Source organism: Azospirillum sp. (assembly GCF_035627195.1).
GTDB lineage: Bacteria > Pseudomonadota > Alphaproteobacteria > Azospirillales > Azospirillaceae > Azospirillum.
On record NZ_DASPMG010000437.1, the window covers coordinates 1 to 24,316 of the forward strand.

Below are 24,316 nucleotides of genomic sequence, written 5' to 3' on the forward strand. Positions count from 1 at the left end.
ATGTTCTTGGCGGCCACCGACGCGGTGTTGGTGGTGCCGGTGCCGAGTTCCAGCGACTCCTTGACCGCCTTGAAGCCGGCGACGTCGGCCTTCATGGTCGTCGCGATCGACCAGTAGGCGGCGTTGTCCTTGGCGTTGTTGACCTTGAGGCCGGTCGAGATGCGGTCCTGGGTGGTGTCCAGATCGCCCGTGACGCGGCGCAGGGTCTGCAGCGCGGTCATCGCCGACGCGTTCGTCATAATCGAGGCCATGGGGTATCTCCATTCGTGAGATGCAGGGCGCCTTTCTGACGCCGGGGCCGGTGGCGCGGGCCTTCCCGTTCGTATCCGCGGGCGCGCCATCGGCAATTCGACTGTGACCGACCCGGTTTAAACCTGGGTAAAAGGATTCAGGTAAAACCGAGCCCCAAGTCCTGCCTTGCCGAAATAAAGACTGCTTTTGAATAAATGGATTTTTAAGAAAAAGCCGCACCCGACGGCGGAGGGCGGCGTCGTGGTGCCGCCCGGAACGCGGCTGCTCAGCCGCCGACCGCCATCAGGCCGGTCTTCGCCAGCGCGCGCCCATACGAGGCGGGGGTGAAGCGCACCACGTTGCCGGACCGTCGGGTCCGGTCGGCGACGGCGTCGCGCGCGGCGGGCTGGGTTACGGCCGCTTCGTGCTCCGGCGGGGCCTCGAACTTATAGCCGCGGCCATAGACGGTCTCGATGTACTTGGCGCCACTCGTGGCGGTGGCGATCTTCTTGCGAAGTTTGCAGATGTACACGTCGATGACCTTGTCCAGCGGGTCGGTGCCGGTCAGGCCGTAGACCTCGTCGTAGATGTGTTCTTTCGACACGACGCGGCGGTGGTTGGCGGCCAGCACCGACAGGATGGCGTGTTCGCGCTGGCTGAGGCGCAGGCGCTCGCCGTCCACCTCCGGGTCGCGGCCGTCCAGGTACACGGTCAAACGGCCGACCTTGACCATGTTGGAGGTCATGCCGCGCGACCGGCGCCGCGTCGCCTCGATGCGGGCGCACACCTCGGCGCTGACCACCGGCTTCACCAGCACGTCGTCCGCCCCGGCGCGCAGCAGGTCCACGGTGGTGGCCGCACAGCGCCGCTCGATCAGGCAGAGGACGACGGTGGTCACGTGCAGGGCGCGCAGGGCCGCGACGCAGGCGGCCGGATCCGCCACGCCGCCCACGATGATCGCGTCGCAGGGCAGGGAATCCGCACCCTGGTCGCGCAGCGTGGCGTCCAGTTCATCCCATGCCATTCGATCGAACCTGATCTTGCCAAGGTCCAGCTGCCGGCCAAGGGCGGCAGCAATCAGGTCGTCCGGTTCGATCAGGACTGCGCGCATGGGATTCTCCACTTCCATCAGTGCTGCAAGGAAAGGTGGCAATTTTAGGTAATTGCCAAAACCCTTTCTTGTCACAGACTCAGAAAACCAATCCTCGGCCCCATCGTCAATCGAATAGCTTAGGACTGGCGGAGTAATCACAGCCAAACGTTAGGCCCCTTTTAAAATTCGTTAAACCGCTCACTTCCGCCCAGATTATTTCGACTTTCGAAGCATTTTCAGCCGGCGATGGAAGCAAACGGCGCCTTGATGCAAAGGAGTGTTCCCGCAGCATGCGATCCATTTGACGCGCCCGGTCCGCGGGCGGTGGGCGCGTTTGAACCGTGCTTTAACCAGACCGTGGTGGACTGGACGGCGCCTCAACGCCGGAGAGGATCCATGCTGCCGCGCACCCGTCCCACCCCGCTGCTGCGCACGCTTGCCGCCCTGGCCGGTGCCGTCCTCGCCGCCGGCTGCGCGACCGCCCCGTCCACGCCGGACTCCGACTACCGCCGGGCGCTGGAGGCAGCCATCTCCGCCGGGAAATGCGAGGGCCCCGCCGTACAGGCGATGTGGACCGCTTATCACCGCTGGTATTCGGTGGCGGCAAGCATGCCCAGCTACCACCGGGGATCGGAGGCCGACGCGCTGCTCCAGCAGGGGGAGATGTTCCACATCCTCGGCTGTCGGGACGTGGCGCGCGCCTCGTTCGACATGGTGCTGAAGCGCTTTCCCGGCCCGTCCTACACCCCCCAGCGCGAGGGGGCGACCCGCGCCCTCGCCGCCATCGACCCGCCGTTGCGCCTCAACCGCGATCCGGACTCCCACGACTTTCCACCGCCGCGCAAGACCTGGGGCCTGTGACGGCGCGCGCCAGCGCGACCGTGAGCGCCAGCCCGCCCGCCGCCGGCAGCACCCAGGCGTCCGGCGCCTCCATCGTCCACAGGGTGGCGCCGCCCACCGCGCACCACGCCAGCGGGAGGACGAACAGCTCCCACCGCACCCGCTGCGCCGCCAGCAGCACGCCCAGGGTCGCCACCGCCGTCGGGTCGGGCGCCAGCGCGAACAGTTCCACCTGCGCCCACGTGCGCCCCGCCAGCGGGCCGATCAGCGGCTGGACGGCCACGGCGAACAGCACGAACGCGATCCCCACCCACGGACGCTGCCCGAATCGGAGCCGGCCGCCCAACACGCCGATGGCCACGAGCAGCAGCGCCTGCCCGACGAAGGCCATCGCCATGTACTCCGCCGCCCAGTTGATGGTGGCGTAGCGCGTGTACAGGTAGCCCCACGCCACCCACAGCCAGCACACGGCCAGGATCGCCGCCGCCATCCGCCCGCCCCACGACACCCGCAGGACCGGCAGCGCGGCCAGCGCCCCGCCCAAGGCCAGCGCCGGAACCTGACCCGGCCAGACGGCGGCGTTGTAGAGTTCGAAGAGGCGGTAGTAGGTGCGCGGGGAGAAGAGCAGGAAGTCCGACAGGGCGTAGGTCCACCACTCGGACATCACAGCCCCGCGACGTGGGCGGCCATGCGGCGGCGCGCCGCCTCGTCCGGCACGCGTCCATAGGCGGCGCCCATGTTCTCGCGCACGTGCGCCACGCGGGTGGTCGCCGGGATGGCGCAGGTGACCGCCGGGTGCGAGACGATGAACTTCAAAAGGAACTGCGCCCAGTCGGCGCAATCGGCATCCGCCGCCCAGGCCGGCAGCGGGTGCTTCTTCAGACGGCGGATCAGCGGCCCCTCGCGGTACGGCCGGTTGGCGATGACGGCGATGCCGCGCTCGCGCGCCAGGGGCAGGATCCGCTCCTCCACCTCGCGGTCGAGGATGTTGTAGGTGACCTGCACGAAGTCGAGCGGCCGGCTGCGCATGATCTGTTCGAATTCGCGATGGCGCCGCCCTTCCGAGGTGGTGATGCCGACGTAGCGCACCCGCCCCGCCGCCTTCATGGCGAGCAGCGTGTCCAGGTGCTCTTCCCAGGCCAGCAGGTTGTGCACCTGCAGAAGGTCGAAGCGCGGCACGCCCCACAGCCGGCGCGACCGCTCGATCTGGTCCGGCCCGCGGGCACCGGGCGAGATCCACACCTTGTCGGCCGAGAACAGGACCGGCGGCGTGCCCAGCGTGCCAAGCCCGGCGCCGATCACCGCCTGCGCCGAACCGTACATGGGAGACGAATCGATCATCCGGCCGCCGGCTGCGAAGAACTGCTTCATGATTTCGGCACAGGCGGCGCGGGCCTCCGGGTCGTCGCCCACGTTGAAGGTGATCCAGCTGCCGAGCCCGACCGCCGGCACCGCCTCGCCGCTCGACGGGATCCGCTTGTCGACCAGGGCGCGGGATTGGGACCGGCCCGGCGCCGGGCGCAGGACCACGGCGGCGGCCATGGCGCCGATCAGGGTGCGGCGGTTCAGGCCCGGCGCGCCACGCATCGCCGGCCCTTACAACCCGTCGAGCTGCAATTGTGCCGGCGGTTCGGCCGGCAGCACCTTGGCTTCCAGTGCCTTCTTCACAGGCACCTTCTTCTCCGCCGGTCCCTTCTGCGATGATTTCGCTGCCTTCGGGCGGCGCGGGGCGATGCCGACGCCGCGCTTGGCACGGTCCACCGCCTTGTCGCGGGCCACGGCTTCGGGCGACTCTGGGTTCCCGTCCAGCCACTTGGCGCGCTTGATCACCTCGTTCACCCGGCCCTGGTTGACGCCCAGGTGGAAGGCGATCTCCTGCTGGGTCATGTTGGTGGTGCGGTGGAAGTACAGGATCTCCGCCGCCAGTTCCGGCGTCATCTTCCGCCCGGTCAGGCGCCGGGCCGGGCGGATGGTGCGGCTGGCGCGGTCGCGCTCGCGCAGCTTTTCCAGGATCTCCAGCGCGGCGGTGTTGCCCGCCGCCTTCAGCGCCTCCTCGAACTCCTTCAGGGTCGCCATCCGATCCTCCCGCCGACGGAGTGAACGATGCACAAGAAAACGATGCAGAAGAAAACGATGCAAAAGACATGGGGTTGCAGGCGGCCTTAGGGAATTCCCGTCCGGCAATTATTCGGCCGACCTCTCCCAATGGCCGGCTTGGCGTGCGCCGCCGCCGGCTTCATTGTGGAACGCCGATGATCCATTCAAACGGGAGAGAAGGATGCTGGAGTTGGTGATCGAGCAGCGCCGGAAGGACCTCGGCGGATTCGAGGTCGGCCGGGTGCTTCCCTTCGCGCGCCGGCGCATGGTCGGTCCCTTCGTCTTCTTCGACCACATGGGTCCCGTCGACTTCCAGCCCGGCCTGCCGCGCGAGGTGGACGTGCGCCCGCACCCGCACATCGGCCTGTCCACCATCACCTACCTGTTCGAGGGCGAGATCATGCACCGCGACAGCGTGGGCTCCGAACAGCCGATCCGGCCGGGCGAGGTGAACTGGATGACCGCCGGGCGCGGCATCACCCATTCCGAACGGTTCGAGCGCGCCCGGATGGAAGGCGGCCGGATGAACGGCATCCAGGCCTGGGTGGCCCTGCCTGGACGCGAGGAGGAGACCGACCCCGGCTTCATCCACTACGGCGTGGAGGACCTGCCGGTGATCGAGGACGGCGGCGCCTGGGGCCGGCTGGTGGCCGGGGAGGCGTTCGGCGTCCGCTCCCGCGTCAAGACGCACTCCCCCATGTTCTACGTGCACTGGGAGCTGGCCGAAGGGGCGCGGGTCGAACTGCCGGCCGACCATGCGGAGCGCGCGGCCTACGTCGTCTCCGGCACGGTGGAGGCGGAGGGGCAGAGCTTCGGCGAGGGGCGGATGCTGGTCTTCGCGGCCGGGCAGCCGGCCGTCCTCACCGCCCTGGCGCCGTCCATCGTCGTCGCCGTCGGCGGCGAGCCGCTGGGGCCGCGCTTCATCGAATGGAACTTCGTCTCCTCCTCCAAGGAGCGGATCGAGCAGGCCAAGGCCGACTGGCGCGCCGGCCGCATGAAGCTGCCGGACCTGGACAGCGGCGAGTTCATCCCCCTGCCCCCCGATCCGGCCGCACGGCCGAACCCAATGTCGTAGGGTCCGATGTCATAAGGCCGATGTCCTAGCGGAACCGGCGGACTTTTTTGCCGACGCCCCTGTCGGCTGCGGGCATACTCGTTCGTCCTGAGGCAAGACGAGGGACGCCCGCATGCTCTACGCCATCCTCTGCTACGATTCCGAAGACGTCGTCGGCTCCTGGAGCAAGGAGGAGGACGCCGCCGTCATGGCCAAGCTGGCCGTGGTGGAGGACAAGCTGAGCCACGAGGGCCGCCTGGGCCCCGTCGCACGCCTGCTGCCGACCACGGCGGCCACCACCATCCGCAAGGGGGCCGAGCCGCTGGTGCTGGACGGCCCCTTCGCCGAGACCAAGGAACAGCTGCTGGGCTTCTTCATCGTCGACTGCGCCGACCTGGACGAGGCCATCGACACCGCCAAGGATCTGGCGCGGGCCAGCAGCTCCGCCGGGTCCTATGAGATCCGGCCGCTGGCCGTCTTCAAGCCGGGGAGTGCGGCGCCATGACCGACATCGCCTGGATCGAGGCGGCGCTGACTGCGGCGCGTCCCCAGGCGATGGGCGCGCTGCTGCGCTATTTCCGCGACCTCGACACCGCCGAGGAGGCGTTCCAGGAGGCCTGCCTGCGCGCACTGGGCCACTGGCCGCGCAACGGCCCGCCGCGCGACCCGGCGGCGTGGCTGATCTTCGTCGGCCGCAACGCCGCACTGGACGCCGTGCGCCGCCACAGCCGGCACGAGGCGCTGCCGGACGAGGAGGCGCTGTCCGACCTGGACGACGCCGAGGCCGCGCTGGCCGAGCGCCTGGACGGCGAGCATTACCGCGACGACGTGCTGCGCCTGATGTTCATCTGCTGCCACCCCGACCTGCCGGCGACGCAGCAGGTGGCGCTGGCGCTGCGCATCGTCTGCGGCCTGACGGTGAAGCAGATCGCCCGCGCCTTCCTGGTGGGCGACAGCGCCATGGAACAGCGCATCACCCGCGCCAAGGCCCGCGTCACCGCCGCCGCCGTGCCGTTCGAGGCGCCGGGTGCGGTGGAGCGGGCGGAGCGGCTGGCCGCCGTCGCCACCATGATCTACCTGATCTTCAACGAGGGCTATTCGGCCGGCCCCGACACCGGCGGTGCCCGTGCCCCGCTGTGCGACGAGGCGATCCGGCTGGCCCGCCTGCTGCTGCGCCTGTTCCCGGCCGAGCCGGAGATCATGGGGCTGGCCGCACTCATGCTCCTCCAGCACGCGCGCACGCCGGCGCGCTTCGATGCCGGCGGGTCCGCCGTGCTGCTGGAGGAACAGGACCGCACCCTGTGGGACCGGCGCATGATCGCCGAGGGGCTGGCGCTGATCGACAAGGCCGTGCGCCACCGACGGCGCGGCCCCTACCAGATCCAGGCCGCCATCGCGGCGCTCCACGCCCGCGCGGTGCGCGCCGAGGACACCGACTGGGCGCAGATCGACCGCCTCTACGCGGCACTGGAGACCGTGCAGCCCTCCCCCGTAGTCACGCTCAACCGCGCGGTGGCGGTGGCCAAGGTGCGGGGGCCGGCGGCGGCGCTGGACCTGATCGAACCGCTGGCGCCGCGCCTGTCCGGCTATTTCTACTTCCACGGGGCCAAGGGGGCGTTCCTGCTGCAACTCGGCCGCGCCGGGGAGGCGCGCGCCGCCTTCGACCGCGCCATCGCGCTGGCCCACACGGCGGCGGAGGCCGCGCACATCCGCCAGCACCTGGACCGCCTGATCGCCGATGCGTGCCCTAAGGACGTGCCCTAAGGATTAGCGCCGGAGAGTCGCTCCGCCGGCGCTATCCCCGAATGCGCGGTAGACCGCCCGGGGGGACGCAATTCTAATCGGACACCCCTGTTAAGCGCGGACGGGAGTGGAGAGGGACGATGCACGGCTGGAAAGACGCCTTTCAAATGATGTTCGCCCGCAAGGAGCTGCAGGGCATGTGGAGCCGCCTGCACAGCCTGAGCACGCGCGGGCTCGGCTACGGCAACTGGAACCCGGAGGCGAACGGGGAATTCCGCCTGCTCACCGCGTGCGCCAACCAGTGCGCGGCGGCCGGCGTGGACTTCGTCTTCTTCGACGTCGGCGCCAACGAGGGCGAGTTCGCGCGGCTGGTCCGCCGCCTGAGCCCGGACGCGCGGATCCACTGCTTCGAGCCGAACCCGCACACCTACGCCCGGCTGGCGTCGCGCTTCGACGGCGATTCGCGCGCCCGGGTGCACAACATCGGCCTGGGCGACAAGCAGGACCACATGGTCCTGTACGAACCGGCGCCGAGGCAGGGCAGCACCGTCGCCTCCTTCTACCCCGACGTCTTCCGCAACAGCGGCGATCTGGCCAAGCACGAGGTGGCGGTGGAGACGCTGGACGGTTTCGTGGCGGCGCAGGGGATCGACCGGATCACCTACCTGAAGCTGGACGTGGAGGGGTTCGAGGGCGCGGTGCTGCAGGGGGCCAAGGACACCATCGGCCGCGGCATGGTCGACCTGATCCACCTGGAGATGAACCACCACAACTGCATCGCCGGGCTGAACATCTACAAGCTGTCGGGCATGCTGGCTGACTATTCGATCTACAAGATCCTGCCCAACGGCCTCTACCCCATGGTCTCGCCGCAGAGCCCCTACCACGAGCGGATCGAATCCTACCGCTTGATCAACCTCGCCTGCATCCGCAACGCCTCGCCGTTGCACGCCGCGCTCGTCAAGGCGCATTGAGCGTTGCCGGCAGGCAGCCGAGGCCGGCCAGCGTGGCGCGGACGGCCTCGTCCAGCGGGGTGTGCGGCTCGGCGCCCAGGGCCTGCACGAGGCGGGCGTTGTCGAGCCGCACCGGCCGCGTCCACAGGTAGCGCACCTCCCGCAGCTCCCGGAAGAACGGCACGAAGGGGGAGGCCAGCGCCACCGCCCACCAGGGCAGGGCGCGCACCCTGGCGCGCGGGTTGCCGGCCGCCCGGCGGATCGCCTCCACCATCCGCGTGCCGTCGGCGTCCCAGTGGCCGTCCATGTGGAAGGTCGCGAAGGGGGCCAGCGTCTCCTCCCGCTCCACCAGCCGCACCATGGTCTCGGCCACGTCCGGCAGGTAGGCCCACTGGTGGCCGACGCCGCGCCGGCCCGGATAGCCGATGCCGGCGATCGCCCGGCCGGGCGTCACCATCCCCTGCGAGAACCAGCTGTTGCCCGCCTTCGGCCCGAAGTAGTCGCCGGCCCGCACGATCAGCACGCGCACACCGGTTTCCGCGGCGTCGCGCAGGCGGCGTTCCATGTCGCGCCGGATGGCGCCCTTGCGGGTGACGGGGTTCTGCGGCGCGGATTCATCGATCAGCGGGAACGCGTCGGGGCCGTAGTTGTAGAGCGTGCCCGGCAGCAGGATGCGCGCCCCGGACGCGCGCGCCGCGGCGATGGTGGCGTCCAGCATCGGCAGCACCAGCGTGCCCCAGTTCCGGTAGCCGGGCGGGTTCACCGCGTGCACGATGAGCGAGGCGCCGCGCGCGGCAGCCACGACGTCTTCGCCACGCATGGCGTCGCCCTGGATCCAGGTGAAGCCGTCCGTATCACCGGTCTTGGCGCCGATTTTGGCGGTGGCATTGCGGTGCAGGGCGCGCACCGTCCAGCCGCAGTCCCGCAGCCGCCGCGCCACCTCCCCGCCGATGCCGCCGGTGGCGCCGAGCACGAGGGCGATCCGATCCTGGGTCATGAAAAACTCTCCGTTCAGCGCTGTCGGCGCCACCATCGCGCGGCCCGGCACTGAACGGAATGGACGGAAGACGTGGGGTTACTATACAAGAATGTATGACACACCCCGACCCGAGCTGGGACCTCTACCGCACCTTCCTGGCCGTGCTGCGGGAGGGGTCGCTGTCCGGCGCCGCACGCTCCCTGGGCCTGACGCAGCCCACCGTCGGGCGCCACGTCGACGCGCTGGAGCAGGCCGTCGGCTTCCCGCTGTTCACCCGCTCCCAGCACGGCCTCGCCCCCACCCCGGCGGCCGGGGAGCTGCGCCCCTACGCCGAGGCGCTGGCGTCCACCACGGCGGCCCTGCTGCGCGCCGCGTCGGGCCAGCGCGGCGCCGTCAAGGGCGTGGTGCGGGTGAGCGCCAGCGAGATCATGGGCGTGGAGGTCCTGCCGCCGATCCTGGCGGAGCTGCGCGAGCGGCATCCGGGCCTGACCATCGAACTGGTGCTGTCCAACGCCGTCGAGGACCTGCTGCGGCGCGACGCCGACATCGCCGTGCGCATGGTGGAGCCGGCGCAGGCCGCCCTGGTGGCGCGGCGGCTGGGGTCCGTCACGCTGGGGATGCACGCGCACCGGCGCTACCTGGACCGGCACGGCGCGCCGGACAGCCTGGACGACCTCGCCCGGCACAGCGTGATCGGCTTCGACCGCGAGACGCCGGCCATCCGCGCGCTGCTGCGGCGGGTGCCGGGGATCGACCGCGGCCGCTTCGCGCTGCGCGCCGACAGCGACTTGGCGCAGCTGGCGGCGATCCGCGCCGGCTTCGGCATCGGCGTCTGCCAGGTGGCGCTGGCGCGGCGCGACCCCGACCTGGTCCGCGTGCTGCCCGACGGCTTCGAGCTGAAACTCGGCACGTGGCTGGCGATGCACGAGAACCTGCGCTCCACCCCGCGCTGCCGCGCCGTCTTCGACGCGCTGGCCCAGGGGCTGGAAGGGCACGTGGAGCGCTGAAAATTTTTTCGCGGCCGATGTCGGGCCACGTTCCCTCCCTTCGTCCTATGGGCACAACAACCCAGGGAGAGAACGCATGTCCTGCACCGCCGTCGCCGCCCCGACCGGAAACCGCGAGCTGGTCCTGACCCGCCTGATCGACGCCCCGCGCGAGAAGCTGTTCCGGGCCTGGACCGATCCGGAGCTGCTGAAGCAGTGGTTCGCGCCGCTGCCCTACACGACGCCGCACGCCGAACTGGACGTGCGTGCGGGCGGGACCACCACGATCACCATGCGCTCCCCCGACGGGCAGGACATGCCGCACAGCGGCGTCTACCTGGAGGTGGTGGAGAACGAGAAGCTGGTCTTCACCGATGCCTTCACCACCGCCTGGGAACCCTCGGGCAAGCCCTTCATGACCGGCATCATCACCTTCGAGGACGAGGGCGGCCGGACCCGCTACACCGCCCGCGTCCTGCACTGGACGGTCGAGGACTGCGAGGCGCACGAGAAGATGGGCTTCCACGAGGGCTGGGGGCAGTGCGCCGACCAGCTGGAGTCCCTGGTCAAGACCCTCCCATAGCCGTGGCGTGGTGGCGGAGGTGGTCGTCGATGAAGCTGGCGATGAAGAAGTAGCTGTGGTCGTAGCCCGGCTGCAGGCGCAGCTCCAGCGGGTGACCGGCCGCCGCCGCCGCCTTTTGCAGGTTTTCCGGGCGCAACTGCTGCTCCAGGAAGCCGTCGCGGTCGCCCTGGTCCACCAGGATCGGCAGGCGCTCCGGGGCGTTGGCGATGAGGGCGCAGGCGTCCCATTCCGTCCAGCGCTCCCGGTCGGGGCCGAGGAAGCGGGTGAACGCCTTCTCGCCCCACGGCACCGCCATCGGGTTGACGATCGGCGAGAAGGCGGAGACGGAGCGGTAGCGGCCGGGGTTGCGCAGCGCGCAGACCAGCGCCCCGTGCCCGCCCATGGAATGGCCGGCCACGCCGCGCCGGTCGGTGACCGGAAACTCCTTCTCCACCAGGGCCGGCAGCTCGTGCACCACGTAGTCGTGCATGCGGTAGTGCCGCGCCCACGGCGCCTCGGTCGCATTGACGTAGAAGCCCGCACCCAGGCCGAAGTCCCAGGCGCCGTCCGGGTCGCCCGGCACGCCCTCGCCGCGCGGGCTGGTGTCGGGGGCGACGATGGCGATGCCCAGCTCGGCCGCCGTGCGCATGGCGCCGGCCTTCTGCATGAAGTTCTCGTCCGTGCAGGTCAGGCCGGAGAGCCAGTAGAGCACCGGCACACGGCCTCCCCCCTCCGCCTGCGGCGGCAGGAAGACGGCGAAGGTCATGGCGCAGTCGACTTCCGCCGACAGGTGCCGGTAGCGCCGGTGCCAGCCGCCGAAGCACTTGTTCTCGGACACCAGCGTGATCGCGTCGGCCATCGCCGGTCTCCCTACTGGTTGTAGAGGATGACGGAGCGGATGCTCTTGCCCTCGTGCATCAGGTCGAAGGCGTGGTTGATGTCGTTCAGGCCCATGGTGTGGGTGATGAAGGTGTCCAGTTCGAACTCGCCGCGCATGTAGCGCTCCACATACTCCGGCAGCTCCGAACGGCCGCGCACGCCGCCGAAGGCGGAACCGCGCCAGACGCGCCCGGTGACCAGCTGGAAGGGCCGCGTGCTGATCTCCTCGCCCGCCCCGGCCACGCCGATGATGACGGATTCGCCCCAGCCCTTGTGACAGCATTCCAGCGCCGCGCGCATCACCTGCACGTTGCCGATGCATTCGAAGGAATAGTCGACGCCGCCGTCCGTCAGCTCGACCAGAACCTCCTGGATCGGGCGGTCGTAGTCCTTGGGGTTGATCACGTCGGTGGCGCCCAGCTGCTTCGCGATCTCGAACTTCGACGGGTTGATGTCGATGCCGATGATGCGCGACGCCTTGGCCATGACCGCGCCGATGATGGCCGACAGGCCGATGCCGCCCAGGCCGAAGACGGCGACCGTGGCACCCGGCTCCACCTTCGCCGTGTTCATCACGGCCCCCATGCCGGTGGTGACGCCGCAGCCCAGCAGGCAGACCTTTTCCAGCGGGGCGGCCTTGTTGATCTTCGCCACCGCGATCTCCGGCAACACCGTGTATTCGGAGAAGGTGGAGGTGCCCATGTAGTGGAAGATCGGCTGGCCCTTGCAGGTGAAGCGGGTCGTGCCGTCCGGCATCAGGCCCTTGCCCTGGGTGGCGCGGATGGCCTGGCACAGGTTGGTCTTGCCGGACAGGCAGAACTTGCACTTGCCGCATTCCGGCGTGTAGAGCGGGATGACGTGGTCGCCCACCTGCACGGAGGTGACGCCCGGCCCCACCTCCTCCACCACGCCGGCGCCCTCGTGGCCGAGGATGCTGGGGAAGACGCCTTCGGAATCCATGCCGGACAGGGTGTAGGCGTCGGTGTGGCACACACCGGTGGCGACGATGCGCACCAGCACCTCGCCCGCCTTCGGGGGCGCCACCTGGACCTCCTCGATCTCCAGCGGCCGCTTCGCTTCCCAGGCCACCGCCGCGCGCGACGTGATCATCCCTCTCCCTCCCGTCGTTCCATGTCGTTGGGGTCGTGTTCTTGCCAGACCGCCGAGCTTAACATCATACGCACGCCAACATCCCCGGAAAGATGGCGAGGATCCTCGCCGATTTGGCCTAAGCGGTCGGGGGACGGTTGGCGCCAGCCGGGGAAATGTTACCCAATGTTACCGGATGATACGGTTTGGGTGGGGGTGTCGCATCCGGCCATTCGCTTCATTTTCCGCAGCCCCTCGTTCCGATCTACCACCGTCACCATGGCGGTCGATAGGAAAATTGTCAATTCGAGAACGACACGGGCGGGGGCAAGCGCGCGGCGGGACCGTCACTCCGCCGGCGCCACCCCCATCCCGCCATGCGCCGGGGCCGCCGCCGTCCGCCCTGCGCCCACCAGATGGCGCAGCAGCACGTAGAACACCGGCGTCAGCACCAGACCGAACAGCGTCACGCCGATCATGCCGGAGAACACCGCCACGCCCATGGCGTGCCGCATCTCCGCCCCCGCACCCGTCGAGGTGACCAGCGGCACCACGCCCATGATGAAGGCGATGGACGTCATCAGGATGGGGCGCAGGCGCAGCCGGCTGGCCTCGATCGCCGCCTGCACGGCCGTGCGGCCGTGGTGCTCCAGTTCGCGCGCGAACTCGACGATCAGGATGGCGTTCTTGGCCGACAGGCCGACCAGCACCATGAAGCCGATCTGCGTGAAGATGTTGTTGTCCCCGCCGGTCAGCCACACGCCGGCCAACGCCGACATCAGGCTCATGGGCACGATCAGCAGGATGGCCAGCGGCAGCGTCAGGCTTTCGTACTGTGCCGCCAGCACCAGGAAGACCAGCAGCACGCTGATCGGGAAGACCCAGAGTGCCGCGTTGCCGGCCAGGATCTGCTGGTAGGTCAGGTCGGTCCATTCGAACTTCACGCCGCGCGGCAGCACGTCGGCCGCGATGCGCTCCGCCGCCGCCTCGGCCTGACCCGAGGAGAAGCCGGGGGCCGGGCCGCCGTTGATGTCGGCCGCGGTGTAGCCGTTGTAGCGCACGACCATCTCCGGCCCATAACTCGGGTGCACGGTGACGAGCGAGGACAGCGGCACCATGGCGCCCTGATCGTTGCGCGTCTTCAACAGGCCGATGTCGTCGGCCTGGGCGCGGAACGGCGCATCGGCCTGCACCCGCACTTGGTAGACGCGGCCGAAGGCATTGAAGTCGTTCACGTACAGCGAGCCCAGGTAGATCTGCATGGTGTCGAACACGTCGCCGATCGACACGCCCTGCTGCTTGGCCTTCACGCGGTCGAGGTCGACGTCGAGCTGCGGCACGTTGATCTGGTAGCTGGAGAAGGTCGGCCCCAGCTCCGGCGTCTGCGCGGCGCGCGCGGTGAAGGCAGCCACCGCCTGGCTCAACGCCTCGTAGCCGAGGTTGCCGCGATCCTCCAGCTGCATCTTGAAGCCGCCCAGCTGGCCCAGGCCCATCACCGGCGGCGGCGGGAAGATGGCGACGAACGCCTCCTTCAGACCGGCGTAGCGCTTCTGCAGGTCCATGGCGATGGCACCGGCCGACAGGCTGGGGTCGCCGCGCTCGGCGAACGGCTTCAGCGTGACGAAGACGATGCCGGCGCTGGAGCTGTTGGTGAAGCCGTTGACCGACAGCCCCGGGAAGGCCACCGCGCTCTGCACGCCGGGGCGCTTCAGCGCGATGTCGGTCATCTCGCGGATCACGGCTTCGGTGCGGTCCAGCGAGGCGCCGTTGGGCAGCTGGGCGAAGCTGATCAGGTACTCCTTGTCCTGCATCGGGATGAAGCCGGTGGGCACGGCGCGGCCCAGCATCACCGTGGCGCCCAGCAGCAGCGCGTAGACCGCCAGCATCGCCCCCTTGTGCCGCACCACCCCGCCCACGCCATGCCCGTAGGCGTCGGAGGAGCGCTGGAAGACGCGGTTGAACAGGCGGAAGAAGCCGCCGAACACGCGGTTCATGGCGCGCGTCAGCCAGTCCTGCGGCTGGTCGTGCCCGCGCAGCAGGATGGCGGCCAGGGCCGGCGACAGGGTCAGCGAGTTGAAGGCGGAGATGACGGTGGAGATCGCGATGGTCATCGCGAACTGGTTGTAGAACTGCCCCGACAGGCCGGACATGGCGGCCAGCGGGACGAAGACGGCGACCAGCGTCAGCGCGGTGGCGATGATGGGACCGCTCACCTCCTGCATGGCGCGGATGGTGGCGTCGCGCGCGGACAGGCCGGAGGCGATGTTGCGCTCCACGTTCTCGACCACGACGATGGCGTCGTCCACCACGATGCCGATGGCCAGCACCATGCCGAACAGCGACAGCGCGTTGATGGAATAGCCGAAGGCGTACATCAGCGAGAAGGTGCCGACGATGGACACCGGCACGGCCAGCAGCGGGATGATGGACGCCCGCCAGGTCTGCAGGAAGACGATCACCACCAGCACGACCAGCGCCACCGCTTCCAGCAGCGTGTGCACCACCGCCTCGATGCTTGAGCGGACGAACTGCGTGGGGTCGTAGACGATGGAGTAGTCGACGCCGTCCGGCATGTCGGCCTTCAGCTCCGCCATCAGCGCGCGCACCTCGTCGGAGATGGCGAGCGCGTTGGCGTCCGGCGTCTGGTTGATGCCCAGCGCCACCGCCGGCTTGTTGTCGAGCAGCGAGCGCAGGCCGTACTGGGCCGCCGCCAGCTCCACCCGCGCCACGTCGCGCAGGTGGGTGACGCCGCCGTCGGGGGCGGTCTTCAGGATGACGTCGCCGAACTCCTCGGCCGTCTTCAGCCGGCCACGGGCGTTGACGTTCAGCTGCAAGGGCACGTCCGGCGGGGAGGGGGAGGCGCCAATGACGCCGGCCGCCACCTGGACGTTCTGCTCGCGGATGGCGGCCACCACGTCGGTGGCCGTCAGGCCGCGCTGCGCCACCTTCTGCGGGTCGAGCCAGACGCGCATGGCGTAGTCGCCGGCCCCCCACACCTGCACCTCGCCCACACCGCCGATGCGGGACAGCCGGTCCTTGACGTTCAACAGCGCGTAGTTGCGCAGGTACGTCATGTCGTAGCGGTCGTCGGGGGAGAGCAGGTGCACGACCATGGTGAGCGTAGGCGAGCTTTTCACCGTGGTCACGCCCAGCCGCTGCACGTCGGCCGGCAGGCGCGGCATGGCCTGGGCCACGCGGTTCTGCACCAGCTGCTGCGCCTTGTCCGGGTCGGTGCCCAGGCGGAAGGTGACGGTCAGCGCCATGTTGCCGTCGCTGTTCGCCTGCGACTGCATGTACAGCATGTTCTCGACGCCGTTGATCTGCTCCTCCAGCGGGGAGGCGACCGTCTCGGCGATGACCTTGGGGTTGGCGCCGGGGAACTGGGCGCGCACGACGACGGAGGGGGGCACGACCTCCGGGTATTCGGAGATCGGCAGCCGGAACATCGCGATGGCCCCCGCCAGGAACAGGGCCACCGACAGCACGCCGGCAAAGATCGGGCGGTCGATGAAGAACTTGGAGATGTTCATGGTGGGGACCTTTTCTTAAATCCCTCTCCCGTCCCGGGAGAGGGGATTTGAGAATTACGGCACGGCCGCGGTCTGGGTCTTCTGGTTCCCCATGGCGACCATCTTCGGGCGCACCTGGGTGCCGGGGCGGGCGTGCTGGATGCCGTTGACGACGATGCGCTCGCCCCCCGTCAGGCCGGACGTCACGACGCGCAACCCGTCCTGCAAAGGCCCGAGCTTCACCGCCCGGTACTCCACCTTGTCCTCCGGCCCGACGACCAGGACGAACTTCTTGTCCTGGTCGGTGCCGACGGCGCGGTCGTCGACCAGCAGCGCGTCATACGACGTCGTACTGCCGACCTTGAGCCGCGCGTACAGGCCGGGGACCAGACGCCCCTCCGGGTTGTCGAAGCGGGCGCGCACGCGGATGGTGCCGGACACGCTGTCCAGGCGGTTGTCCACGTGCTCCACCACGCCCTCGCGCGGGTGGCCCTCCTCGTTGGCGAGGCCCAGGCGCACGGGGATGTCGGCGGCGTCCTTCACCGAGGCGATGTGGCGCAGGTACGTCTGCTCGTCCACGTCGAAGGCGGCGTAGATGGGGGTGACGGAGAGCAGGGTGGTCAGCGGCTCCGCCGCCGCACCGGCGGCGACCACGTTGCCCACCGTGCGCTCCGCCCGCGACACGCGGCCGGACACCGGGGCGGTCACCTGCGTGTGGCCGAGGTTGAGGCGGGCGATCTCCAGCGCGGCTTCCGCCGCCTGCAGGTTGGCGGCGGCTTCGCGGGCGGCGTTCTCCCGCTCGTCCATGGCGCTGCGGGAGATGGTGCTGTCCTTGATCAGGCGCCGTGCGCGCTCCAGGTCGGCGGCGGTGAAGCTGACGCGGGCGCGGGCGGCGGCGACCTGGGCTTCCGCCCGCGCCACCTCGGCCTGATAGGGGCGCGGGTCAATGGTGAACAGCGGGTCGCCTTGGCGAACCAGTGCGCCGTTGCGGAAGTGCACGGCGACGATGGTGCCGGGGACCTGCGGGCGAATCTCGACGCGGTCCACCGCCTCCAGCCGGCCGGAGTAGGACTGCCAGTCGGTCACCGGGCGGGCGAGGACGGGGGCGACGTCCACCTCAGCCACCATGGGGGCGGGGGCAGCCTTCTCGCTGGTCGTCTGGGCGTCGGCGGGGCTGCGCACGGTCATGAGGCCGGCGACGGCGGCGATGGACACACCGGCCGCCAGGAGAACTGCGAATCGTGCACGCGTTGCGGACATGGGTCTTCCTGCGGTTCGGAGGTGTGCGGGACGGGGAGCGCGGTCGCTCCCGCAGTGCAGCGCACAGCAATTTGTCCAAGCAGGGGGCTCGGATAAAGCGGCTGGCCCCGTGAACACAATTCAGCCGGGACGAACAATCGCCCCGTCCGAGCACGCTTCATTCATATCAGAGGGGATTACGGCAACGCGATTACCCGGCGGGTAACGGCGGGCATGAAAAGCGTCGGCTGTGCCGGACGTCAGGATCACAAAGCAACAAAGAGAACATAAGGGCACGAAGAGGCGCCGGCACAACCGTCGATACGCACCATGCCGAAACCGTCTTTGTGTGCTTGGTGACCTTCGTTGCTTCGTGAGAACCCCGACTTGGCACGGCGGCCCTTCCCGACAGGCTTCCGCCGTCACACGACGCAGTCGCACTCCGTGTCGCGTTCGCCGACCAGAACTGGCACGGGTGCCTTGGCCCCGGTGGTGGCGCAGTGGTCGTCGTCGATGTCCTCGCCCTGGAGCAGCGGGCAGCGCTCGAACAGCTCGGCCACCCAGTCGACGAACACGCGGACCTTGGGCGACAGGTGGCGGTTGTGCGGGTAGACGGCGGAGACGGGCATGCGCGGCGGACGCCATTGCGTCAGGATCTCGCGCAAGGCACCGCTGCGCAGGTGCGGCAGCACCATGAAACGGGCGGGCTGCAGCACGCCCAGCCCCTCCAGCCCGCAGGTGACGTAGGCGTCGGCGTCGTTGACCGCGACGGCGCCTTTCATCGCCACCTCGATCGTCTGGCCGTCGCGCTCGAAGCACAAGTTGAGGGCGCGGCCGGTGCGGCTGCCGAAGTAGTTCACCGCCACGTGGTGGTCCTGCAGCTCCTCGATGCTGGCGGGCTCGCCGTGCTTGGCGAGGTAGGCGGGGCTGGCGCAGGTGACCGGCTGCATGGCGCCGATGCGGCGCGCCACGAGGCTGGAATCCTCCAGCGCGCCGACACGGATGACGCAGTCCACCCCCTCCTGAATCAGGTCGATGGGCCGGTCGCTGAGGCCGATCATGATGTCGATGTCGGGATAGCGCTGGTGGAACTCGTGAATGGACGGGATGATCACCAGCCTCCCGATGGAGCCCGGCATGTCCACCCGCAGCCGCCCGCGCGGCGTGGTGCGCGCACTGGTGAAGGTCGATTCGATCTCCTCCAGTTCCGACAGGATGCGGTTGGCCCCTTCCAGGTAGGCCGCACCGTCCACCGTCAGGCTGAGCTTGCGCGTGGTGCGCTGGAGCAGGCGCACGCCCAGCGACGCCTCCAGGTTCTGGATCGTCGTGGTGACCGAGGCGCGGGGCAGGCCCAGCGTGTCCGCCGCCTTCGAGAAGCTGTTCGCCTCGACGACGCGGACGAAGACGCGCATGGCGTGCAGCTTGTCCATGGGATCCACCAGTCGGTCACGGTGTGCCTGCCGTCCCTTCTATCGGCAACCGTGGTGCTGCGCAATTCCGCCGGATGGAGAGGCGCACATTGTCGACGGTCAATTGTTGACAATTGTACGCTCGCTCCGCAGACTGTTTGGTACACGCACCAAACGAGCCCCCGGCCTCCCATGCGGACGACCATGCCCGACGCCCTCCCCTCCACCACGGCGCCCCCGGAGGGCGACGCGCTGCTTGCCGTCCGGGGCTTGGGCGTCAGCTTCCGCACCCGCATGGGCGAGACGCGGGTGACCCGCGACGTCAGCTTCGCCATCCGGCGCGGCGAGCGGGTCGGGGTGGTGGGCGAGACGGGGTGCGGCAAGTCGGTGACCGGCCTGTCGATCCTGCACCTGCTGCCGCCCGCCACCACGAGCATTGAGGGCAGCATCCTGTTCGACGGGCAGGACCTCGCCACGCTGCCGCCGCGCCGGCTGCGCGCCATCCGCGGGCGCGACATCGGCATGATCTTCCAGGAACCGATGAGCGCGCTGGACCCTGTCTTCACGGTAGGCGAGCAGATCGCCGAGACGCTGCGCGCCCACGAACCCGTCGGGCGGGCGGAGGCGCGGGCGCGGACGGTGGAGATGCTGGCCAAGGTCGGCATCCCGGCACCCGAGCGCCGCTACGACGAATACCCGCACCAGCTGTCCGGCGGCATGCGCCAGCGGGTGATGATCGCCATGGCGCTGATCTGCCGGCCCAAGCTGCTGATCGCGGACGAGCCGACGACGGCGCTGGACGTTACCGTGCAGGCGCAGATCATCGACCTGCTGCGGGACCTGAGCGAAAGCACCGGCACGGCGCTGCTGTTCATCACCCACGACCTGGGCGTGGTGGCCGAGACCTGCACGCGCATGATCACCATGTACGCCGGCGAGGTGGTGGAGGACGCGCCGGTGGACGACGTGCTGACGCGCCCGCGCCACCCCTACACCTCCGGCCTCATGCGATCCCTGCCGCGGCTGGCGGAACGGCGCCACGCGTTGCCCTCCATCCCCGGCCGGGTGCCGTCGCCGAACGCCATGCCGTCCGGCTGCCGCTTCCGCCAGCGCTGCGCCCATGCGGTGGCCGGCTGCGAGCAGGAACAGCCGATGCAGGCCGCCGGGCCGGACCGCCGCGTGCGCTGCTGGCGCCACGCCGACCTCGCCCTGCCGGGGGTGGTGCAATGACGCCGGTCCTGGGGGTCGACGACCTGCGCATCCGCTTCCCGACGAAGGACGGGGAGACGGTGAAGGCGGTGGACGGCGTTGCCTTCACCGTGCGGCCGGGCGAGACGTTCGGCATCATCGGCGAATCCGGGTCGGGCAAGACCACCATCGGCCGCGCGCTGGTCGGCCTCGTGCCCCCCACCACCGGCACCATCCGGCACGACGGACAGGATCTGCGGACGCTGGGTGCGCGGGAGCACCGGCGGCGGCGGCGCGACTACCAGATCGTCTTCCAGGACCCCAACGCGGCGCTGAACCCGCGCATGACGATCCTGCAGAGCCTGCTGGAGCCCCTGGAGATCGTCGGCGAGGGCGACGGGCGCACGCGCCGCGACCTCGCCATGGAGGCGCTGGAGCGTGCCGGGCTGGCGTCGGAGCTGGCGCTTCGCTACCCGCACCAGCTGTCGGGCGGGCAGAAGCAGCGCGCCAACATCGCCCGCGCGCTGACGTTGCGCCCGCGCCTGATCGTCTGCGACGAGGTGGTGGCGGCGCTGGACGTCTCCATCCGCGGCGACATCCTGAACCTGTTCGCCCGGCTGCAGCGCGAGCTGGGCCTGACGTACGTCTTCATCACGCACGACATCTCGGTGGTGGCGCACATCAGCGACCGGGTGGCGGTCATGTACCTCGGCCGCTACATGGAACTTGGCCCGGCCGAGGCGGTGACCGAGGCGCCGCTGCATCCCTACACGCAAGCGCTGCTGTCGGCGGAGCCGGTGCCCCTGCCCTCGCACCTGCGCGAGGACCGGCGCATTCGCCTGACCGGCGAGATCCCCAGCCCGATCGCCCCGCCGTCGGGCTGCCGCTTCCGCACCCGCTGCCCGCGCGCGACACCCCTGTGCGCCGAGCGCGAGCCGGAGTGGCGCGAGTTGGCGCCCGACCACTGGGTCGCCTGCCACTTCGCGGCGCCGGACGGGCGCTGACGACCAGGACACAAAAAACACGAAGGGAGGAAAGCATGAACCACGGTGACGAGTCCCGGCTGCCCGTCTTCGGCCGGCGCGACGTTCTCCAGCTTCTGTCCGGCACCGCGCTCGTCGGCCTCGCCGGCGGGCCGGCGTTCGCGCAGGGGGCGCCGGGCGGGGTGCTGCGGGTGGCGGCGAACGCCAACCCGTCCAGCCTGGACCCGGCGACCGGCGGTGCGGGGTCCGACCTCGTGTTCCTCTACACGCTGTACGACACGCTGGTGGAATGGGACTACGAGACGCTGAAGGCCAAGCCGGGGCTGGCGCAGTCCTGGGCCTTCCCCGATCCCACCACGATGGTGTTGACGCTGCGCGACGGCGTCACGTTCCACGACGGCACGCCGTGCGACGCGGAGGCCGTGCGCTTCAACCTGGAACGCGCGCGCAAGGACCCGCGCTCCAACATCAAGGCGGATCTGGTCAACGTCGCGGCGGTCGAGGTGTCGGGGCCGAACAGCGTCACGCTGCGCTTGAGCCAGCCGGACACGGCGCTGCCGCTGATCCTGTCCGACCGCGCGGGCATGATCGCGTCGCCCAAGGCGATCGAGGCGATGGGCAAGGACCACGACCGCAACCCCGTGGGCAGCGGCCCATGGGCCTTCGCCAGCTGGGCCGACGGCGAACGCATCACCGTCAAGCGCAACCCGCGCTACTGGAAATCCGGCCGGCCGCTGCTGGAGGGCATCGAGTTCCAGATCATCCCAGACGGGTCGACCAGCCTGCGCTCCGCCATCTCCGGCCAGACGGACGTGGCTTACCAGCTTTCCGAACGGCAGCGCCCGCTGATCGAGAAGTCGAAGGCGCTGACGCTGGTGTCCGGGCCGACGCTGTACGCCTTCCAGCTCTACATCAACTACGGCCGCAAGCCGCTGAACGACGTGCGGGTGCGCCAGGCGCTGAACCACGCCATCGACCGCAAGACCTTCGTGGAAGCCACCATGGCCGGCACCGGCGAGCCGGCGTACATGTGCCTGCCCAGCGCCCACTGGGCCTTCGACAAGGACGTTGCGACGCTCAGCGCCTACGACCCCGACAAGGCGAAGAAGCTGCTGGCCGAGGCCGGCTATGCCGACGGGCTCGATCTGGACCTGCGCGGCTACAACGACCAAGCGTCGGTGCAGCGGCAGGAGGTGCTGATGGAGATGTTCCGCAAGGTGGGCATCCGCGGCCGCTTCGTGAACGGCCCGATCGCCGAGGCGTCGGGGCGCTTCTTCGGCGCGGAGAAGCAGGGCGACCTCCTGCTGTCCGCCTGGACCGGCCGCCCGGACCCCAGCCAGGCCTACGCGCTGATGTTCCTGGAGGGCGCCTACTTCAATTCCGGCCGCGCCGCCCCGCCCGCCGGCTTCACCGAGGCGCTGGCGGAAAGCCGGCGCAGCAGCGACCTGGCGGAGCGCACGGCGGCGCTGGCCAAGGTGCAGCGCATCGTCATGGAGAACGTGCTGGCGATCCCGCTGGCCTTCCGCTTCGACATCATCGCCGCGTCGGGCAAGGTGCAGGGCTTCCGCTCCAACCTGCTCGGCAAGCCGAAGTTCGAGGACGTGTCGTTCAAGGCGTGAGCGGGAGCTACCCATGACCCGCCGCTCCCTCGCCATGCTGCCGCGCCGCCTGTTGCAGGCGGTGCCGGTGGTGTTCCTGGCGACCTTCCTGGTCTTCGGCCTCCTGAAGCTGTTGCCCGGCGACATCGCCGTGACGCTGGCCGGCGAGAACGCCACGGAAGCCCGCATCGCCGAGATCCGCAGCCTGTACGGCCTGGACCAGCCGTTCCTGGTGCAGTACGCGCAGTGGCTGTGGAACGCGCTGCACGGCGACCTCGCACGCTCGCTGCTGTCGGGCGAGAAGGTGGCCGAGACCATCGCGCGCTGCTACCCCAACACGCTGCTGATCGTCGGCCTCGCCATCGTCATTTCCGTGGTGGTGGCGGTGCCGCTGGGCATCCTGGCGGCGACGCGGCCGGGATCGCGCCTGGACGGGGCGGTCATGACGCTGGCGTCGGTGGGCGTGGCGCTGCCGAACTTCTGGCTGGCGATGCTGCTGGTGTCGCTGCTGGCGCTCGACCTCGGCCTGTTCCCGGCCACCGGCTTCGTGTCGCCGTTCCGTGATGTCGGGCAGGCGCTGTGGCACGCGGTGCTGCCCGCCCTGGCGCTGGCCGCCAGCGGCATCGCGGAGGTGGCGCGGCAGCTGCGCAGCGCGCTGGTCGAGGTGCTGTCGTCCCAGCACGTGCGCACGCTGGTCGCCAAGGGTCTGCGCCCGTCCAGCATCCTGTGGAAGCACGGGTTGCGCAACGTCGGCGTCACCATGCTGACGGTGGTCAGCCTGCTGGTGAACCGCACGCTGGCCGCCACCGTGGTGGTGGAGGCGGTGTTCGCCATCCCCGGCATGGGTGGCGCCATCGTCAACGCCGCCATCCAGCGCGACTTCCCCGTGGTGCAGGGCGTGGTGCTGGCGATGGTGGTGACGGTGATCATCGTGAACCTCGCCACCGACCTGCTCTACGGCGTGCTCGACCCGAGGATCAACCGCGCATGAGCGACGTGCTCTCCCTCCCCTCCCGCGCCCCGGTCCGCTACCGCGTGGTCGAATGGCTGCGGCGCGACCCGCGCGCGGCGCTCAGCGTCGCGGTGCTGGCCTGCGTGATCGCGGTGTCGGTGCTGGCCCCGTGGATCGCCCCCTACCCGCCCACCGCGCAGGACGTGCGCAACATGCTGGCGGAGCCGAGTGCCGCCCACTGGCTGGGCACCGACGACCTGGGCCGCGACGTGCTGAGCCGCCTGATCCACGGCGCCTCGGCCTCCGTCTACGCGGCGTTCCTGGCGGTGGGGGTGTCGATCGTCCTCGGCGTGCCCGTCGGGCTGCTGGCCGGGTTCAAGGGCGGCTGGGTGGACGACGTGATCAGCCGCGGCATCGACACGCTGCTGTCCTTCCCGGCCATCGTGCTGGCCATCGCCGTGACCGGCGCCATGGGCATCGGCCTGACCAACGCCATGATCTCCGTCGGGATCGTCTTCTCGCCGCAGCTGGCGCGGCTGGTGCGCGCCCGCACGCTGGTGGTCCGGCAGGAACTGTACGTGGACGCGGCGCGCTGCTTCGGCGCCTCCACATGGCGGATCCTGACCCGCCACGTGCTGCCCAACGCCGTCCAGCCGGTGATCGTGCAGGTGGCGCTGCTGCTCGCCACGGCATTGCTGGCCGAGGCGAGCCTCAGCTTCCTCGGCCTCGGCATCCAGCCGCCGGACGCCAGCTGGGGCGCCATGCTGGCGCGCGCGTACCTCTACATGGAGATCGCACCCGAGCAGATGGTGCCGCCGGGCCTTGCCATCCTGGTGACGGCGCTGGCCTTCAACACCCTGGGCGAATCCCTGCGGATGGCGCTCGACCCCACCCTGAAGGGGCGCTGACGCCCCAATCCGCCGACCAAGGAA

The 24,316-nt window shown here is 69.9% G+C and carries 22 protein-coding genes and 1 pseudogene; 12 read left to right on the forward strand and 11 right to left on the reverse strand.

From position 1 onward, the window contains the following. Both VED21_RS37190 and VED21_RS37195 read right to left on the reverse strand, forming a co-directional pair. Nucleotides 1-251 (reverse strand): annotated as a pseudogene (locus VED21_RS37190) (flagellin); the annotation flags it as partial. Nucleotides 252-517: 266 nt separating this feature from the next. After that, the gene (locus VED21_RS37195; RefSeq protein WP_324891277.1) at nt 518-1,342 is read right to left on the reverse strand and encodes a response regulator transcription factor; all 825 of its coding nucleotides are present in this window, start codon (nt 1,340-1,342) and stop codon (nt 518-520) included. 378 nt (nt 1,343-1,720) lie between these two features. Here VED21_RS37195 and VED21_RS37200 point away from each other — a divergent pair, with 378 nt between their 5' ends. Next, a complete protein-coding gene (locus VED21_RS37200; RefSeq protein ID WP_324891279.1) occupies nt 1,721-2,185 on the forward strand; it encodes a hypothetical protein in 465 nt (154 codons plus the stop codon). On the opposite strand, the gene VED21_RS37205 is transcribed toward VED21_RS37200, so the two are convergent. From VED21_RS37205 to VED21_RS37215, 3 genes are read right to left on the reverse strand one after another with little or no spacing between them, the layout of a single operon-like run. Next, nucleotides 2,127-2,828: a DUF6064 family protein gene (locus VED21_RS37205; RefSeq protein ID WP_324891281.1), complete on the reverse strand. Its 702-nt coding sequence runs from the start codon at nt 2,826-2,828 to the stop codon at nt 2,127-2,129. The two genes, VED21_RS37200 and VED21_RS37205, sit on opposite strands and share 59 nt — an antisense overlap. Continuing rightward, nucleotides 2,828-3,751 carry an aldo/keto reductase gene (locus VED21_RS37210; RefSeq protein ID WP_324891283.1) on the reverse strand — a complete coding sequence of 308 codons (924 nt, stop codon included), beginning with the start codon at nt 3,749-3,751 and terminating at the stop codon, nt 2,828-2,830. Before VED21_RS37210 ends, VED21_RS37205 begins: the two co-directional genes overlap by 1 nt. Before the next feature lie 9 nt (nt 3,752-3,760). After that, entirely contained in the window at nt 3,761-4,240 is a 480-nt protein-coding gene (locus VED21_RS37215) for a hypothetical protein (protein ID WP_324891284.1), read from the reverse strand. A gap of 202 nt (nt 4,241-4,442) precedes the next feature. Between VED21_RS37215 and VED21_RS37220 the strand changes: the two genes are divergently transcribed. The 4 genes from VED21_RS37220 to VED21_RS37235 all read left to right on the forward strand — a co-directional run bounded on the left by VED21_RS37220 (nt 4,443) and on the right by VED21_RS37235 (nt 8,032). Next, nucleotides 4,443-5,336 (forward strand): pirin family protein, encoded by an 894-nt coding sequence (locus VED21_RS37220; RefSeq protein ID WP_324891286.1) that lies wholly within the window; start codon nt 4,443-4,445, stop codon nt 5,334-5,336. A 112-nt stretch (nt 5,337-5,448) separates the two neighbouring features. Continuing rightward, entirely contained in the window at nt 5,449-5,820 is a 372-nt protein-coding gene (locus VED21_RS37225; RefSeq protein WP_324891288.1) for a YciI family protein, read from the forward strand. Continuing rightward, entirely contained in the window at nt 5,817-7,079 is a 1,263-nt protein-coding gene (locus VED21_RS37230; protein ID WP_324891290.1) for an RNA polymerase sigma factor, read from the forward strand. Before VED21_RS37225 ends, VED21_RS37230 begins: the two co-directional genes overlap by 4 nt. Before the next feature lie 119 nt (nt 7,080-7,198). Then, entirely contained in the window at nt 7,199-8,032 is an 834-nt protein-coding gene (locus VED21_RS37235; protein WP_324891292.1) for an FkbM family methyltransferase, read from the forward strand. Here the strand turns inward: VED21_RS37235 and VED21_RS37240 are convergent. Then, the gene (locus VED21_RS37240) at nt 8,019-9,008 is read right to left on the reverse strand and encodes an NAD-dependent epimerase/dehydratase family protein (RefSeq protein WP_324891294.1); all 990 of its coding nucleotides are present in this window, start codon (nt 9,006-9,008) and stop codon (nt 8,019-8,021) included. The genes VED21_RS37235 and VED21_RS37240 overlap by 14 nt on opposite strands. 95 nt (nt 9,009-9,103) lie before the next feature. Between VED21_RS37240 and VED21_RS37245 the strand changes: the two genes are divergently transcribed. Next, entirely contained in the window at nt 9,104-9,997 is an 894-nt protein-coding gene (locus tag VED21_RS37245; protein ID WP_324891296.1) for a LysR family transcriptional regulator, read from the forward strand. Between the two features lie 76 nt (nt 9,998-10,073). Next, nucleotides 10,074-10,559 carry an SRPBCC family protein gene (locus VED21_RS37250; protein ID WP_324891298.1) on the forward strand — a complete coding sequence of 162 codons (486 nt, stop codon included), beginning with the start codon at nt 10,074-10,076 and terminating at the stop codon, nt 10,557-10,559. Here VED21_RS37250 and fghA read toward each other — a convergent pair. The 5 genes from fghA to VED21_RS37275 form a co-directional block, all read right to left on the reverse strand. Continuing rightward, nucleotides 10,543-11,397 (reverse strand): S-formylglutathione hydrolase, encoded by an 855-nt coding sequence (gene fghA, locus VED21_RS37255; RefSeq protein WP_324891300.1) that lies wholly within the window; start codon nt 11,395-11,397, stop codon nt 10,543-10,545. The genes VED21_RS37250 and fghA overlap by 17 nt on opposite strands. An 11-nt stretch (nt 11,398-11,408) precedes the next feature. Then, nucleotides 11,409-12,527: an S-(hydroxymethyl)glutathione dehydrogenase/class III alcohol dehydrogenase gene (locus VED21_RS37260; protein ID WP_349256350.1), complete on the reverse strand. Its 1,119-nt coding sequence runs from the start codon at nt 12,525-12,527 to the stop codon at nt 11,409-11,411. A gap of 326 nt (nt 12,528-12,853) precedes the next feature. Continuing rightward, complete coding sequence (locus VED21_RS37265; protein ID WP_324891302.1) at nt 12,854-16,036, reverse strand: efflux RND transporter permease subunit; 3,183 nt, start codon at nt 16,034-16,036, stop codon at nt 12,854-12,856. A gap of 54 nt (nt 16,037-16,090) precedes the next feature. Continuing rightward, on the reverse strand, nt 16,091-17,275 hold the full coding sequence (locus VED21_RS37270) for an efflux RND transporter periplasmic adaptor subunit (RefSeq protein ID WP_324891304.1): 1,185 nt from the start codon (nt 17,273-17,275) through the stop codon (nt 16,091-16,093). 401 nt (nt 17,276-17,676) lie between these two features. Next, nucleotides 17,677-18,684, reverse strand: a complete 1,008-nt coding sequence (locus tag VED21_RS37275; protein WP_324891305.1) for a LysR family transcriptional regulator — start codon at nt 18,682-18,684, stop codon at nt 17,677-17,679. A gap of 183 nt (nt 18,685-18,867) precedes the next feature. Between VED21_RS37275 and VED21_RS37280 the strand changes: the two genes are divergently transcribed. The 5 genes from VED21_RS37280 to VED21_RS37300 are packed head-to-tail and all read left to right on the forward strand — an operon-like array spanning nt 18,868 to nt 24,292. Continuing rightward, nucleotides 18,868-19,893, forward strand: a complete 1,026-nt coding sequence (locus VED21_RS37280; protein ID WP_324891307.1) for an ABC transporter ATP-binding protein — start codon at nt 18,868-18,870, stop codon at nt 19,891-19,893. Next, nucleotides 19,890-20,855 (forward strand): ABC transporter ATP-binding protein, encoded by a 966-nt coding sequence (locus tag VED21_RS37285; protein ID WP_324891309.1) that lies wholly within the window; start codon nt 19,890-19,892, stop codon nt 20,853-20,855. The genes VED21_RS37280 and VED21_RS37285 overlap by 4 nt, the downstream gene beginning before the upstream one ends. A 35-nt stretch (nt 20,856-20,890) precedes the next feature. Beyond that, nucleotides 20,891-22,453: an ABC transporter substrate-binding protein gene (locus VED21_RS37290; RefSeq protein ID WP_324891311.1), complete on the forward strand. Its 1,563-nt coding sequence runs from the start codon at nt 20,891-20,893 to the stop codon at nt 22,451-22,453. Nucleotides 22,454-22,466: 13 nt separating this feature from the next. Then, nucleotides 22,467-23,423, forward strand: a complete 957-nt coding sequence (locus VED21_RS37295) for an ABC transporter permease (protein WP_324891313.1) — start codon at nt 22,467-22,469, stop codon at nt 23,421-23,423. Then, on the forward strand, nt 23,420-24,292 hold the full coding sequence (locus VED21_RS37300; protein WP_324891315.1) for an ABC transporter permease: 873 nt from the start codon (nt 23,420-23,422) through the stop codon (nt 24,290-24,292). Before VED21_RS37295 ends, VED21_RS37300 begins: the two co-directional genes overlap by 4 nt. The last annotated feature ends 24 nt before the right edge of the window (nt 24,293-24,316 follow it).